This is a genomic window from Micrococcus endophyticus (assembly GCF_014205115.1).
In the GTDB taxonomy this organism is placed as follows: Bacteria; Actinomycetota; Actinomycetes; order Actinomycetales; family Micrococcaceae; genus Micrococcus; species Micrococcus endophyticus.
Map to the genome: position 1 here is coordinate 189,633 of NZ_JACHMW010000001.1, position 12,795 is coordinate 202,427.

Below are 12,795 nucleotides of genomic sequence, written 5' to 3' on the forward strand. Positions count from 1 at the left end.
CGCATGGCGACCGGGCCCGAGCCGTCCCGCAGGAGCGTGGCCGGCCAGGGCGGTAGGGTGATCCACGTCACGGTCGCCATGGGCGCCGTGGCCTTCCACCCCCACCGATCCCGAGGAGCCCGCCCATGTCCACCTCCCGTCGCCGTCTGACCCAGGGGCTGGCCGCCGGTGCGGCCTGTCTCGCCCTGCCCGCGGGCCTCAGCGCCCCCGCGGCCGCTGCACCCTCCGCGCGGTCCTCCCGCACCCCGGACAGCGCCGCCCTGCAGGCCGCGCTCGAGGCACTCGTGCAGTGGCCGGTGGCGGGCGCCGTCTGCGCGGCCGCGAGCCCCGCCGGACTCGTGGAGCTCGCCGCGGGGCGCCGCTCCACGGCCTCCCCGGCCCCGGCGCGTCCGCAGTCCGTGGCCCGCGTGGCGAGCGTGACCAAGGCCATGACCGCCACCGTGGCCTTCCAGGAGATCGAGCGGGGCACCCTGCGCCTGGACTCCACGATCGGCGAGGTCCTGCCCGGGCTGTGGCCCGGCCGCGAGTCCGTGACGCTCGGCCAGCTGCTCAACCACACCTCAGGGATGCCCGACGCCGTCTGGGTGCTGATGGACCACGTGTCGCTGTGGGACCTGCCCCTGGAGCACGTGCGCGACGTCGTCGCCCGCTCCTACCCGCCGCGTGAGCTGGTGGAGCTGGCGAAGCAGGACGGCTGGTGGTTCGAGCCCGGCACCGACTGGGGTTACTCGAACACGGGATACGTCGTCGCCCAGCTCATGGTCGAGGCGGCGGCGGGCCGTCCGCTGTCCTCCCTCATCCGCGACCGTGTCTTCCGCCCGGCGGGCATGCACCGCACGCGCCTGGAGGAGGGCGCCCTGGTGCGGGGCGCCGAGATGGAGGACGCCGCCGTCCGGCCCGGGCAGACCATGCGGCTGCAGACGATCGACCAGTCCGTGTTCGCCGGCGCCGCGGCCGTCAACGCCACGGCCGGGGACGTCGTGCGCTTCTACCAGGCCCTGATGCGGGGCCGTCTGGTCGGCCAGGCCTCCGTGGACGCGATGGTCACCCCGGTGGGCGCCGCCCGGGCGGCCGCCTACGGCTACGGGATCTTCCAGGTCCCGGACCCCGTCCGCGCCGGCGAGGTGCTCTACGGCCACGACGGCGGCGGATTCGGCTCCGCCTCGCTCGCCGTGTCCAGCCGGGACGGCTCCCGGGCCATGGCGTTCACCTTCGTGGGGCGCCCGTACTGGGCGGCCGGCGCGAACGAGGTCTGGCCACGTCAGACGGCGGTGCTGCGCGCGGCCATGTCCCTGTCCGGCACCGCCGGGCGCCCGGGAGGCTCGGCGGGCCGGGCCGCCGCGGGGGCGGCCCACGCGGCCGTGGGCGGCACGCGCCTGGGCTGAGGCCCCGGCCACGCCGCCCGCCGGCCGGGCCAGGCCTGGCCGGCGCCGGCCCGGGTCCGTGCCCCTACGCCCCAGTAGACTCCCGGAGGGAGCCCGATGGTCGGGCCCCGTCGAACGACCCCTCGGAGAGTTATGCACACTGTGGACATCGGCCAGCCGTACCCCCTCGGGGCCACGGTGGACGAGACCGGAACGAACTTCGCCGTCGCGCTGGCCCGCGAGGCGGAGTCGGTCGAGCTGTGCCTGGTGGACGAGGACGGCGTCGAGACCCGCCTGCCCGTCGTGGAGCGCCACGGCACCACGTGGCACGTCCACGTGGCCGGCGTCGGGCACGGCCAGCGCTACGGCTACCGCGTGACCGGCCCCTGGGACCCCTCCCGCGGCCTCTGGCACAACCCGGCGAAGATCCTCGTGGACCCGTACGCCCGCGCGTTCGCCGGCGAGCACGAGTGGGGCCAGCAGCACCACTCCTACGACTTCGACGAGCCGGACCGCATGGACACCTCGGACAACCTGGGGACCACCATGCTCGGCGTCGTCACGGACGACGACTTCGACTGGGGCGAGGACGCCCCGCCGAACATCGCGATGACCGACACCGTGGTCTACGAGACCCACGTCAAGGGCATGACCATGCGGCACCCCGCCGTGCCCGAGGAGCTGCGCGGCACCTACGCCGGCATGGCCCACCCCGAGGTGGTCCGCCACCTCACGGACCTGGGGGTGACCGCCGTTGAGCTGATGCCGGTCCACCAGTTCGTGGACGACGCCACCCTGCAGGAGAAGGGGCTGAGCAACTACTGGGGCTACAACACGCTCGGCTTCTTCGCCCCGCACGCCGCCTACGCGGCCTCCCAGGAGGTCGGCGGGCAGGTGCGCGAGTTCAAGCAGATGGTGAAGGACCTGCACGCCGCCGGCCTCGAGGTGATCCTCGACGTTGTCTACAACCACACCGCCGAGGGCAACGACAAGGGCCCCATGCTGAGCATGCGCGGCCTGGACAACGCCGGCTATTACCACCTCGTCGAGGGCGACGAGCGGCACTACATGGACTACACCGGCACCGGCAACTCCGTGGACCTCTCCAGCCCCAAGGCCCTCCAGCTGGTCATGGACTCGCTGCGCCACTGGGTCACCGAGATGCACGTGGACGGCTTCCGCTTCGACCTGGCCACCACCCTGACCCGCGTGGAGGGCGAGCAGGGCCCGGACATGTTCTCGGCCTTCTTCGACGTGGTCCGCCAGGACCCGGTGCTGCGCACGGTCAAGCTCATCGCCGAGCCGTGGGACGTGGGCTGGGGCGGGTACCAGGTGGGCAACTTCCCGGGCATCTGGTCCGAGTGGAACGGCATGTACCGGGACACCGTGCGGGACTTCTGGCGCGGCGAGCCCGGCACCCTCGGCGAGTTCGCCACCCGCCTGACCGGCTCCGCGGACCTCTACGAGGGGGACGGGCGCAGCCCCGGCGCCTCGGTGAACTTCGTCACCGCCCACGACGGCTTCACGCTGCGCGACCTCGTCTCCTACAACGAGAAGCACAACGAGGCCAACGGCGAGGACAACAACGACGGCGACTCCCACAACCGCTCGTGGAACTGCGGCGTGGAGGGAGAGACCGACGACCCCGAGGTGCTCACCCTGCGCGCCCGCCAGCAGCGCAACTTCCTGGCCACCCTGCTGATCAGCCAGGGCGTGCCGATGATCAGCCACGGCGACGAGCTGGGCCGCACCCAGGGCGGCAACAACAACGTCTACTGCCAGGACAACGAGATCTCCTGGATCGACTGGTCCGCGGTGGACGACGCGCTCGTCGCCTTCACCCGTGACCTGCTGCGCCTGCGCCGCGAGCACGCGGTGTTCCGCCGCCGTCACCACTTCGACGGACGCCCGGCCGCGCGCGACGTGCACGCCCCGCTGCCGGACATCGTCTGGCTCGAGCCGGACGCCACCGCCAAGACGGAGGACGACTGGGGCTCGGAGGCCCGCTCGATCGGCTTCTTCCTCTCCGGGCACGCGATCGCCCGCCCCGAGGACGCCGACGACGCGGCGCACCGCGACTTCTACGTGCTCATGAACGCCTGGTGGGAGCCGGTGCCCTACACCCTGCCCGGCCCGCTCTTCCCGGAGACATGGGAGGTCGTGGTGGACACCTCGTCCCACGTGGCCCCCAGCGGATCCCGCCCGCGCGTGCGCGCCGGCGAGGTGCTCGAGGTGCCCGCCCGCTCCACCGTGATCCTGCGGCAGGTCCCCGAGGGCGCATGAGCGAGGGCTCGGACCGGGCGCGCGCCCGGCGCGGCGCGCGAGGCGTGCCGCGCGGGGTGCGGGCCCTGCTGTCCGCCGCGGCGGGCACCGCCGCCCTCGCCCTGGCGTTCGGGGTCGGCTGGGCCGCGCACGCCGTGACCTCCCCGCGCCCGGACGACCCGGAGCGCGTGGACGCCCTGCTGGTGCTCTACAGCCAGCCCCGGGTGTACGACGCCGCGATCGAGCTGGCCGCCGACGGCGTCGCCGACCGCCTGTTCGTCTCCGCGCACCTCGGCCCGGACGGCCACGAGCGCCTGTGCGGCCCCGAGGAGCGGCGGGACCCCCGCCTGGCCGGCGTGAGCGTGGAGTGCTTCGCCCCCGACCCGCTCACCACCCAGGGCGAGGCGATGCACGCCGCCGCCCGCATGCGCGAGCTCGGCCTGGAGCACCTCGGCGTGCTCACGTTCCACCAGCACCTGGAGCGCTCGCGGCTGCTCGTCGAGCGGTGCTGGACGCCGCAGGAGGGCCGGGTGTCCATGGTCGCGTTCGACGCCGGGCTGGACCGGTGGGGCCGGGTGCGCCACGGCGCCTACGGGGTGCTCGCCTACGGCAAGGCCATGGCGACCCCCGGCTGCGACCAGGAGCTGCCCGGCGTGCTGCAGTGGCCCCTGGACCTGGCCAAGCGGCTGCGCGGCCAGCCGGTGGGCGCCGAGGTCGGCGCCGCCGGTCCCGCTTCGGGTGCCTCGGCTGCCCCCGCCGCCGCGGCGTCCGCGGCCCCGGCACGAGGAGAGGGTTCGGCATGATCGTGGGAGTCGGGATGGACGTGGTGGACGTGCCGCGGTTCCGGGCGCAGCTGGAGCGCACGCCCGCCCTGCGCGAGCGCCTGTTCACGGAGGACGAGCGAGACCTGCCCCTGCGCTCGCTGGCCGCGCGGTTCGCCGCGAAGGAGGCGATCGCCAAGGCGATGGGCGCCCCGCCCGGGATGATGTGGCACCACTGCTGGATCCCGCGCCCGGACCACGGCGACGGCCGCCCCACCGTGCACCTCACCGGCACGGTGCAGGCCCAGGCCGAGGCGCAGGGCATCACGCACTGGCACCTGTCCCTGAGCCACGACGGCGACGTGGCCGCCGCCTACGTGGTGGCCGAGCGGCGCGCGGGGGAGGACGGAGCGTGAGCGTCGAGGAGCTGCGCCGCGTCGCCGTCGCCGGATCCGCGGTGCGCGCGGCTGAGGCGCCGCTGCTGGCCGCCGGCCGCGGCCCGGCGATGATGCGCGACGCCGCCTGGGCCCTCGCCGAGCACGCCGCCGCCCTGCTGCGGGCGCGCGGCCCGGTGGCCGGGACCACGGTGGCCGCGCTCGTGGGCCCGGGCAACAACGGCGGGGACGCCCTCTTCGCGCTCGCCTTCTTGCGCCGCCGGGGCGTGGCCGCGGTGGCCGTGCCCGTGCGCCACGACGACGACGGCGCCCCCCGCTGGCACGCCGAGGGCTGGGCGGCGCTGCGGGCGGCCGGGGGACGGCGCGCCGACGCGGTGCCCGCCGCGGCCGCGCTGGTCATCGACGGGATGCTCGGCACCGGCTTCGCGGGGGAGCTCACCCTGCCGCCGGCGGCCCGGGCCCTGCCGCGCGACGCCGTCGTGCTGGCCTGCGACGTGCCCTCCGGCGTGGACGCGGACACGGGCGAGGTCCGGGGCGAGGCGCTGCGCGCTGACGCCACCGTGACGTTCGGCGCCCTGAAGACCGGCCTGCTCGTGGGCGAGGGGGCCGCGCTGGCGGGCGAGGTCCACCCCGTGGACATCGGGCTGGGCCCGCAGCTGCCGACGTCGCCGGCCGCCCGGCTGCGCCTCGCCGACGAGGCCGCCGTGCGCGCCGCCCACCCGGCGCCCGCGCCGGACGCCCACAAGTACACGCGCGGGCTCGTGGCCGTGGCGGCCGGGTCGCCGCGGTACCCGGGGGCCGCCGTGCTCAGCTGCTCGGGGGCGCTGCATGCGGGGGCGGGCATGGTCCACCACGCCGGGCCGGAGGCCACCCGGGACCGCGTGCTCGCCGAGCACCCCGAGGCGCTCGTCTCCACCGAGGGCCCCGCGCCGGACCGCGCGGACGCGTGGGTGGCCGGCCCGGGCCTCGACACGCAGGACGACGCGCGGCGCCGCTGGGAGGGCGTGCTGTCCGCCCTGGCCGAGCGGCCCGAGGCCGCGCTCGTGGCCGACGCCTCCGCCCTGGAGCTGGTCACCGCAGCCCAGCTGCGCGCGCTGCGCGAGGCCGGCACGCCCGTGGTGCTGACCCCGCACGCGGGGGAGTGGGCGCGACTGCGCGAGCGGCTGCCGGCCGACGGGGCCGACGCCGCCGACCCGCTGGCCGCCCTGCGCGCCTGGAGCGCCGCACACGGGGCGACCGTGCTGCTCAAGGGCCCGCGCACGCTCACCGTCCAGCCCGACGGCGAGGCGTGGCTCGTGGCCGACGGCGGCCCGGAGCTGGCCATGGGCGGCACGGGCGACGTGCTCGCCGGGGCGCTCGGCGCCGTGCTGGCCGCGGACGTGGCCCGGCGCTCCCGCGCCCGTCGCGCCGGACAGGCGCCGGGGCCGGTGCCGACGGCGGCGCTCGCCGCGGCGGCCGCCTGGCTGCACGCCCGGGCCGGCGCCGAGCAGGCGCGGGCCGGACGGCTCACCACGAGGACGCTGCCGGCGGCCCTGGGCGCGGTCACCGCGCGCCTGTGGCGGGCCGGGGACGAGGACGGAAGGACGCGAGGATGACCCAGCAGGACAGGAGCGCCGGACCCGCCGAGCGGACCGCGCGCATCGACCTGGGCGCGGTGCGGCACAACGTGGCCGCCGTGCGCGCCCGCACCGTCCGTCAGGACGGCACCCGCCCGCTGCTCACCGCCGTGGTGAAGGCCGACGGCTACGGCCACGGCGCCGTGGCCGTAGCCCGCGCCGCGCAGGCCGCCGGCGCCGACCGGCTCGGCGTCGCCCACGTGCGCGAGGCCCTCGAGCTGCGCGCCGCGGGCCTGCGCCTGCCGATCCTCGCCTGGCTCCACACCGTCGGCACCGACTTCGCCGCCGCGCTCGAGGCGGACGTGACCCTCGGCGTCTCGGGCTGGGACCTCGACGCCGTCGCCGCGGCCGTGCGCGCCCTGCGCCCGGCGCCCGGCGCGGCGGACGCCGGCCCGGTGCGCGCCCGCGTGCACCTCAAGGCGGACACGGGGCTGGGCCGCCACGGCTGCGCCCCCGCGCAGTGGGGGGAGCTCCTCGAGCGGGCGGCACAGCACGAGGCCGAGGGCCTCGTGACGGTGGAGGGCGTGTTCTCCCACCTGGGCGTCGCCGACGACCCGGAGCGCGCCGAGGAGACCACGGCCCAGCTGCGCCGCTTCGAGGAGGCCGCCGCCGCGGCCGCCGCGGTGCTCGGCCGCCCGCTGCTGCGCCACCTGGCCAACACCCCCGCCACCCTCTCCCGGCCGGACACCCACCTGGACATGGTGCGCGTGGGCCTCGGCCTCTACGGGCTCTCCCCGTTCGAGGGCGTGGACGCCACGGCCCTGGGCCTGCGCCCGGCCATGTCCCTGGGGACCACGCTGGCCAACGTGAAGCCGGTGCCGGCCGGGCAGGGGGTCTCCTACGGCTTCCGCCACGTGGCCCCGGCCCCCACCACGCTGGGGCTCGTGCCGCTGGGCTACGCCGACGGCGTCCCGCGGATCGCCGAGGGCGCCCGCGTCCACGTGGGCGGGCGGACCGTCCCCGTGGTGGGGCGCATCGCCATGGACCAGTTCGTCGTGGACCTCGGCCCGGACGCCCGCGACCGGCCGGGCGACGCCGTCGAGCTGTTCGGCCCCGCCTCGGGCATCCCCGCCGACGAGTGGGCCGCCGCCGCCGGCACCATCAACTACGAGCTCGTCACCCGCATCGGCGCGCGCGTGGACCGCGCGCACCAGGGCGGCGAGGCCCCCGACGCCCAGGAGGCATGCGCATGAGCCGCCACGAGCCCCCCGCCCCGGACCCGGCCCTGCCGGAGCCCACCCTCCTCGCCCGGGTGCCCCTGGACGGCGCGGCCGGCACCCGCGCGTTCGGCGCCGCGCTCGCGGCCCTGCTGCGCCGGGGCGATGTCCTGATCCTCACCGGGGACCTCGGCGCCGGGAAGACGACCTTCACGCAGGGGCTCGCCGCCGGGTTCGGCGTGCACTCCGGCGTGGTCTCGCCCACCTTCGTGCTCTCCCGCGTGCACCCGGCCCCCGCCGACGCCCCGGCGGGCACCCCGGACCTCGTGCACGTGGACGCGTACCGGCTGCGCTCGGCCGGGGAGCTGACGGACCTGGACCTGGACGCCACCGTGGACCGCTCGGTCACCGTGGTCGAGTGGGGCCGCGGCCTGGCCGAGTCCCTCGCCGGCTTCCCCGAGGACCCGGACGCCTCGTGGCTGGACGTGGAGATCGTCCGCGCCCGCGGCGGCGAGGACCCGGCGCCCGCGGGGCCGGGGGAGGACGACGGCGGGATCGTCACCGACTTCTCGGACGAGGACGGCGAGCAGGCCGAGGAGCTGCGCTCCGCCGTCGTGACCGGATACGGCCCCCGCTGGGCCGGGGTCCGGCTTCCGTAGACTGGCCGGCATGGCCCTGCTCCTCGCCCTCGACTCGTCCGCCGCCGCCTCCGTCGCCGTCCTGCGCGACGGCGAGGCCCTCGCGCGCTGGGCCACCGAGGACACCCACGCGCACGCCGAGGTGCTCGCCCCGGCCGTGCGCGCCGTCCTGGCCGAGGCCGGGGTGGCGGGCGCCGGGCTGGACGCCGTCGCCGTGGGCGTGGGCCCCGGCCCGTTCACCGGCCTGCGCGCCGGCCTGGCCACCGCGGCCGCGCTCGGCCTGGCGTGGGACGTGCCCGTGCGCGGCGTGCGCAGCCTGGACGCCCTCGCCCACGACGCCGCCGTGGACGCCTTCCGCCACGGCGCCGAGGAGTTCGTGGTCGCCACGGACGCGCGCCGCCGCGAGGTGTACTGGGCCCACTACGCCCAGGTCGGCGGGCAGCCCACCCTGCTGCACGGCCCCTTCGTCTCCGCCGCGGACGAGGTCACGTCCCTGCCCGCCTACGGCGCGGGGGCCGGCCTCTACCCCGAGGCGCTGCGCGCCGTGCCCGGCTGGGAGGCGGCGACGCCCACCGCCGTCGGGGTGGGGCAGGTGGCCGAGCTGGCGCTGCGCCGCGGCCGCGGCCTCGTGGCCCCCGAGCCCCTCTACCTGCGCGAGTCCGACGCCAAGGTGCCCGGCCCCCGCAAGCGGGCCGGCGCGTGAGCGACGCCGACCGCCCCGCCGGGCCCGCCGCGGGCGAGGACGACGGCCATGGCCTGCCGCCCGGCTACCTGCTGCGCCCCATGACCGTGTGGGACATCCCCGAGGTGCTCGCCCACGAGGCCGCGCTGTTCCCCCTGGACGCGTGGCCGGCGCGCTTCTACGAGGAGGAGCTGGCGCAGGCCGGACCCGCCGGCGGTGCGGACGTGCACGGCCGCCCCGCCACCCGGGACTACCGCGTGGTGGTCCGCGACGTCCCCGCGCCCGGCGCGCCGGACGAGGACGGCCCGGCCCCCGGGGAGATCGTGGGGTACGGCGGGATCATGGTGGCCGGGGACGTCGCCGACGTGCAGACCGTGGGCACCGTCGCGGCCGCCCAGGGCCGGGGGATCGGGGCGGCCCAGCTGCGGTGGATGGCCGCCGAGGCCGCCGCCCGGGGCGCGTCCGCCCTGATGCTCGAGGTCCGCGCCTCCAACGACGCCGCCCGGCGCCTCTACGCCCGCCACGGCTTCGAGGAGCTGCACGTGCGGCGCCGGTACTACCCGGGCGGCGAGGACGCCGTGATCATGCGCAAGGCCCTGTGAGCCGCGCCCTCACTAGGATGGAGCCCATGCCCACCGCCACCTCCGCCCCCCTCGTCCTCGGCATCGAGTCCTCCTGCGACGAGACCGGCGTCGGGATCGTCCGCGGCACCGCGCTGCTGGCCCACGAGGTCGCCTCCTCCGTGGAGGAGCACGTGCGCTTCGGCGGCGTGATCCCGGAGATCGCCGCCCGAGCCCACCTCGAGGCGCTCGTGCCCACCGTCCGCCGCGCCCTGGAGGCCGCGGACGTGGGCCTGCAGGACCTGGACGCGATCGCCGTGACCTCGGGCCCGGGCCTGGCCGGCGCGCTCATGGTGGGCGTCGCGGGGGCCAAGGCCCTCGCCACTGCCCTGGACACGCCCCTGTACGGGATCAACCACCTCGTGGCGCACGTGGGCGTGGGCATGCTCGACGGGGTCCGCCCCGAGGCCTGGGACGACCTGCCCGAGGACCTCGGCGCCCTGCTCGTCTCCGGCGGGCACACCGAGATCCTGCGCGTGGGCCGGATCAGCTCCGAGGTGGAGCTGCTCGGCTCCACCATCGACGACGCGGCGGGCGAGGCCTACGACAAGGTCGCCCGGCTCATCGGCGCCGGCTACCCCGGCGGGCCCGTGATCGACCGGCTCGCCCAGGAGGGGGACCCGAAGGCCTTCCGGTTCCCGCGCGGGCTCACCGCCGGCAAGTTCGTGGGCAGCGTCGAGGAGCCCGGCCCGCACCGGCACGACTGGTCCTTCTCCGGGCTCAAGACCGCCGTCTCCCGGGCCGTGGAGCAGTTCGAGGCCCGCGGCCTCGAGGTGCCCCGCGCGGACATCGCCGCCTCGTTCCAGGAGGCCGTGGCGGATGTCATCACGGCCAAGGCCGTCCGCGCCTGCCGCGAGCACGGGCTCACCCACCTCCTGCTCGGTGGCGGCGTGGCCGCCAACTCGCGCCTGCGCGGCCTGCTGGCCGACCGCTGCCGCTCCGCCGGCATCGAGCTGACCGTGCCGCCCGTGAACCTGTGCACGGACAACGGCGCCATGGTCGCCGCCCTCGGCGCGCGCCTGGTGAGCGACGGCGTCGCCCCCTCGGACGCGTGGTTCGGGGCCGACCCGGGCCAGCCAGTCGAGGTCGTCAGCGTCTGATCCCGGCGGGGGTGAGTCCTTGCGGGGCGGGCCGCCGCCCCATAGACAGACGGACATGACCACCGCGCAGCCGACCCCCGACCCGCACTCCGCCTCGACCCCCGCCCCGGGCGCCGATCCGCAGGCCTCCGGCGTGGACCGCGAGATGCTGGAAGACTTCCTCAATCAGCACCTGCTGGGCTCCCGCTCCGGCGTGAAGGCCTTCCGGGCCGCCGCGCAGACCTGGGACGACACCCCGCAGGGCGCCGACCTCACCCGCCTGGGCGACGACGTCGAGCAGGACCAGGAGCGGCTCGAGGCCCTGATCCGCGAACTGGGCCTCACCACGCCCGTCCCGGTGAAGGCCGCCGGCGTGGCCGCCGAGGCGGCCGGGCGCGTGAACCCCGTGAACCTGATGCGCACGCGCGGCTCCGGCTGGACACAGGTCGAACTGGACCTGCTGCAGGGCATGCTCCAGGCCAAGGCCGCCATGTGGCACGTCCTGGAGGCCCTCGCCCCGCACGAGCCCGTCCTCGACGCCGGCGAGATGGCCGCGCTGTACGAGCGGGCCCAGGACCAGCAGCGCGCCGTGCAGCGCATCGCCGAGGACACCCTGGCCGAGCGCTTCCTGCGCTGAGCCGGTCCGCCGACCCCGCCGCCGCGCGGCGACGCGGCCGGCGGGGCCGCGGCCCCTCACTCCTCGCCGGACTGCTCGTCCCCCGAGGCGCCGCCGTGGACCTCGGCGGGCAGCTGCGCCACCGGGACCACGACGACGTCCTCGAGCTTCCAGTCCAGCGCGACGATCTCCTCGCGCAGCTGGGCGCAACGGCCCACCGTGGCGCCGGCGCCCTCGTGGGGCACCACGAACATCTCGACGTGGAGCACGTGCCCCTCGTCCCGGACGCGGGCCCCCGCGTGGCGCACCCACGGCTGCGCCCAGGCCACGTGCTCGGCACGGTCGATCAGCGGATGGGGGCGGTCGCCGTCGATGGTGGTGGCCCGCCGGTCGGCGAGGTTGCCCACCGCCTCCCGCAGGTTCCGCCAGCCGTCCAGGACGATGCTGACGCCCACGAAGATCGCGGCCGCGGAGTCCGCCCACCACCAGCCCAGGCCGATGCCGGCCACGCCGACGACGGTGGCGACGCCCGTCTGCCAGTCCGCCTTGTTCATGTCCGCGTCCGCGTAGAGCACGCGGTCGTGCAGCTGCTCGGCGAGCTTGAGCTTCGCCCGGCCCAGGAGCACGGGGCCCGGGATGGACAGCGCCATCACGGCCATCATGAACCAGCCCTGCCACACGGTGTGGCCGAAGAGGTCGAACGTGCCGATGGGCGGGTGCTCGCCCGTGACCAGTCCCAGGGCGGAGTCGGCCACCAGGATCACGCCCATCACGGACAGCGCGACGGCGGCCACCAGGTGGCCGACGCCCACGGATCGGTGCGAGCCGTACGGGCGGGCCCGGGTGGGATGCCGCCGCGTCACGCGCACGGCCACGAGGAACGCGATCGGTGGGACCAGCGAGAGCAGGTCCTCGATCCAAGCCGCGCGCATGGCCTGCGAGGAGCCCATCACCACGGCCACCAGGGCGATGGTGACGGCCAGGACCGCCAGCGTGGCCCATTCCAGACGCACCGCCCGTTGGAGGGCGCGCTCGATCTCCGGCGGCAGCTCGGTCGCGCCGAAGCGCCGGCCGCCGGGGGAGCGGTGAGCCGTCGAGGCGTGGCGCGTCATCGGCCGGCCTCTCGGGCCTGGGCGTCGAGGTGGGCCTCGAGGGCGGCGAGCATCTGGTTCTCGCCCGGCGGCACGGCCATCACGAGCTTCACGGGCTCGCCGTCCGGGCCGGCGGCCTCGGCGTAGTCGCGGGTGAGGCTCGCGTGGGTCGTCCAGGGCGAGTCGGAGGTCAGGCCGCCGGCCACGAGGTCCACGTCGCCCTTCTCCAGGGCGGTCATGAGGGCCTCCTCGCCGGAGACCGTCCAGGCGATCTCCGCGTCGTGCGCCGCTGCGAAGGAGCGGATCAGGTCCGGCTCCGGGCCCGCGGGCTCGGCGCCGGAGGCGTCCACGTGGGGCGGGTGATGCACGACGCCGGCGCGCAGCGTCCCGCCCGTGACGCGGTCCAGGGTGCCGTTCGGGTCGGCGGGGTAGCCGGAGGAGGTGCAGGCGGCGAGGCCGAGGGCGGCGCCGCCGAGCAGGCCCGTCAGGGCAGCCCGGCGGGTGATGGTCATCG

The 12,795-nt window shown here is 76.7% G+C and carries 13 protein-coding genes; 11 read left to right on the forward strand and 2 right to left on the reverse strand.

The features are described 5' to 3' along the window. Positions 1-125 precede the first annotated feature (125 nt). The 11 genes from HDA33_RS00960 (at position 126) to HDA33_RS01010 (ending at position 11,211) form a co-directional block, all read left to right on the forward strand. Positions 126-1,385, forward strand: a complete 1,260-nt coding sequence (locus tag HDA33_RS00960) for a serine hydrolase domain-containing protein (RefSeq protein ID WP_158491523.1) — start codon at positions 126-128, stop codon at positions 1,383-1,385. Between the two features lie 132 nt (positions 1,386-1,517). Further along, positions 1,518-3,647 carry a glycogen debranching protein GlgX gene (gene glgX, locus HDA33_RS00965; protein WP_184169909.1) on the forward strand — a complete coding sequence of 710 codons (2,130 nt, stop codon included), beginning with the start codon at positions 1,518-1,520 and terminating at the stop codon, positions 3,645-3,647. After that, positions 3,644-4,429, forward strand: a complete 786-nt coding sequence (locus tag HDA33_RS00970; RefSeq protein ID WP_246416839.1) for a hypothetical protein — start codon at positions 3,644-3,646, stop codon at positions 4,427-4,429. Before glgX ends, HDA33_RS00970 begins: the two co-directional genes overlap by 4 nt. After that, positions 4,426-4,803, forward strand: a complete 378-nt coding sequence (locus tag HDA33_RS00975; RefSeq protein WP_158491521.1) for a holo-ACP synthase — start codon at positions 4,426-4,428, stop codon at positions 4,801-4,803. The genes HDA33_RS00970 and HDA33_RS00975 overlap by 4 nt, the downstream gene beginning before the upstream one ends. After that, positions 4,800-6,377, forward strand: a complete 1,578-nt coding sequence (locus tag HDA33_RS00980) for an NAD(P)H-hydrate dehydratase (RefSeq protein WP_184169912.1) — start codon at positions 4,800-4,802, stop codon at positions 6,375-6,377. Before HDA33_RS00975 ends, HDA33_RS00980 begins: the two co-directional genes overlap by 4 nt. Next, on the forward strand, positions 6,374-7,591 hold the full coding sequence (gene alr / locus HDA33_RS00985; protein WP_184169914.1) for an alanine racemase: 1,218 nt from the start codon (positions 6,374-6,376) through the stop codon (positions 7,589-7,591). Before HDA33_RS00980 ends, alr begins: the two co-directional genes overlap by 4 nt. Then, the gene (tsaE, locus tag HDA33_RS00990) at positions 7,588-8,214 is read left to right on the forward strand and encodes a tRNA (adenosine(37)-N6)-threonylcarbamoyltransferase complex ATPase subunit type 1 TsaE (RefSeq protein WP_184169917.1); all 627 of its coding nucleotides are present in this window, start codon (positions 7,588-7,590) and stop codon (positions 8,212-8,214) included. Before alr ends, tsaE begins: the two co-directional genes overlap by 4 nt. Before the next feature lie 10 nt (positions 8,215-8,224). Then, the gene (gene tsaB, locus HDA33_RS00995; protein WP_184169920.1) at positions 8,225-8,896 is read left to right on the forward strand and encodes a tRNA (adenosine(37)-N6)-threonylcarbamoyltransferase complex dimerization subunit type 1 TsaB; all 672 of its coding nucleotides are present in this window, start codon (positions 8,225-8,227) and stop codon (positions 8,894-8,896) included. Next, positions 8,893-9,477, forward strand: coding sequence for a GNAT family N-acetyltransferase (locus tag HDA33_RS01000; protein ID WP_184169923.1), 585 nt, complete (start codon positions 8,893-8,895; stop codon positions 9,475-9,477). The genes tsaB and HDA33_RS01000 overlap by 4 nt, the downstream gene beginning before the upstream one ends. Before the next feature lie 26 nt (positions 9,478-9,503). Then, positions 9,504-10,595 carry a tRNA (adenosine(37)-N6)-threonylcarbamoyltransferase complex transferase subunit TsaD gene (gene tsaD / locus HDA33_RS01005; RefSeq protein WP_184169925.1) on the forward strand — a complete coding sequence of 364 codons (1,092 nt, stop codon included), beginning with the start codon at positions 9,504-9,506 and terminating at the stop codon, positions 10,593-10,595. 55 nt (positions 10,596-10,650) lie between these two features. Next, on the forward strand, positions 10,651-11,211 hold the full coding sequence (locus tag HDA33_RS01010) for a hypothetical protein (protein ID WP_184169928.1): 561 nt from the start codon (positions 10,651-10,653) through the stop codon (positions 11,209-11,211). A 56-nt stretch (positions 11,212-11,267) separates the two neighbouring features. Here HDA33_RS01010 and HDA33_RS01015 read toward each other — a convergent pair whose 3' ends face one another. Together HDA33_RS01015 and HDA33_RS01020 are read right to left on the reverse strand one after the other, a co-directional pair. Further along, on the reverse strand, positions 11,268-12,302 hold the full coding sequence (locus HDA33_RS01015; RefSeq protein WP_184169930.1) for a cation diffusion facilitator family transporter: 1,035 nt from the start codon (positions 12,300-12,302) through the stop codon (positions 11,268-11,270). Continuing rightward, positions 12,299-12,793: a transglycosylase SLT domain-containing protein gene (locus HDA33_RS01020; protein WP_184169933.1), complete on the reverse strand. Its 495-nt coding sequence runs from the start codon at positions 12,791-12,793 to the stop codon at positions 12,299-12,301. Before HDA33_RS01020 ends, HDA33_RS01015 begins: the two co-directional genes overlap by 4 nt. Positions 12,794-12,795 lie beyond the last annotated feature (2 nt).

Bases quoted from the DNA above. Each gene is read 5' to 3' on its own strand.
- HDA33_RS00960 (WP_158491523.1), top strand. From the start codon at position 126: ATGTCCACCTCCCGTCGCCGTCTGACCCAGGGGCTGGCCGCCGGTGCG.
- glgX (WP_184169909.1), top strand. From the start codon at position 1,518: ATGCACACTGTGGACATCGGCCAGCCGTACCCCCTCGGGGCCACGGTG.
- HDA33_RS00970 (WP_246416839.1), top strand. From the start codon at position 3,644: ATGAGCGAGGGCTCGGACCGGGCGCGCGCCCGGCGCGGCGCGCGAGGC.
- HDA33_RS00975 (WP_158491521.1), top strand. From the start codon at position 4,426: ATGATCGTGGGAGTCGGGATGGACGTGGTGGACGTGCCGCGGTTCCGG.
- alr (WP_184169914.1), top strand. From the start codon at position 6,374: ATGACCCAGCAGGACAGGAGCGCCGGACCCGCCGAGCGGACCGCGCGC.
- tsaE (WP_184169917.1), top strand. From the start codon at position 7,588: ATGAGCCGCCACGAGCCCCCCGCCCCGGACCCGGCCCTGCCGGAGCCC.
- tsaB (WP_184169920.1), top strand. From the start codon at position 8,225: ATGGCCCTGCTCCTCGCCCTCGACTCGTCCGCCGCCGCCTCCGTCGCC.
- tsaD (WP_184169925.1), top strand. From the start codon at position 9,504: ATGCCCACCGCCACCTCCGCCCCCCTCGTCCTCGGCATCGAGTCCTCC.
- HDA33_RS01010 (WP_184169928.1), top strand. From the start codon at position 10,651: ATGACCACCGCGCAGCCGACCCCCGACCCGCACTCCGCCTCGACCCCC.
- HDA33_RS01015 (WP_184169930.1), bottom strand. From the start codon at position 12,302: ATGACGCGCCACGCCTCGACGGCTCACCGCTCCCCCGGCGGCCGGCGC.
- HDA33_RS01020 (WP_184169933.1), bottom strand. From the start codon at position 12,793: ATGACCATCACCCGCCGGGCTGCCCTGACGGGCCTGCTCGGCGGCGCC.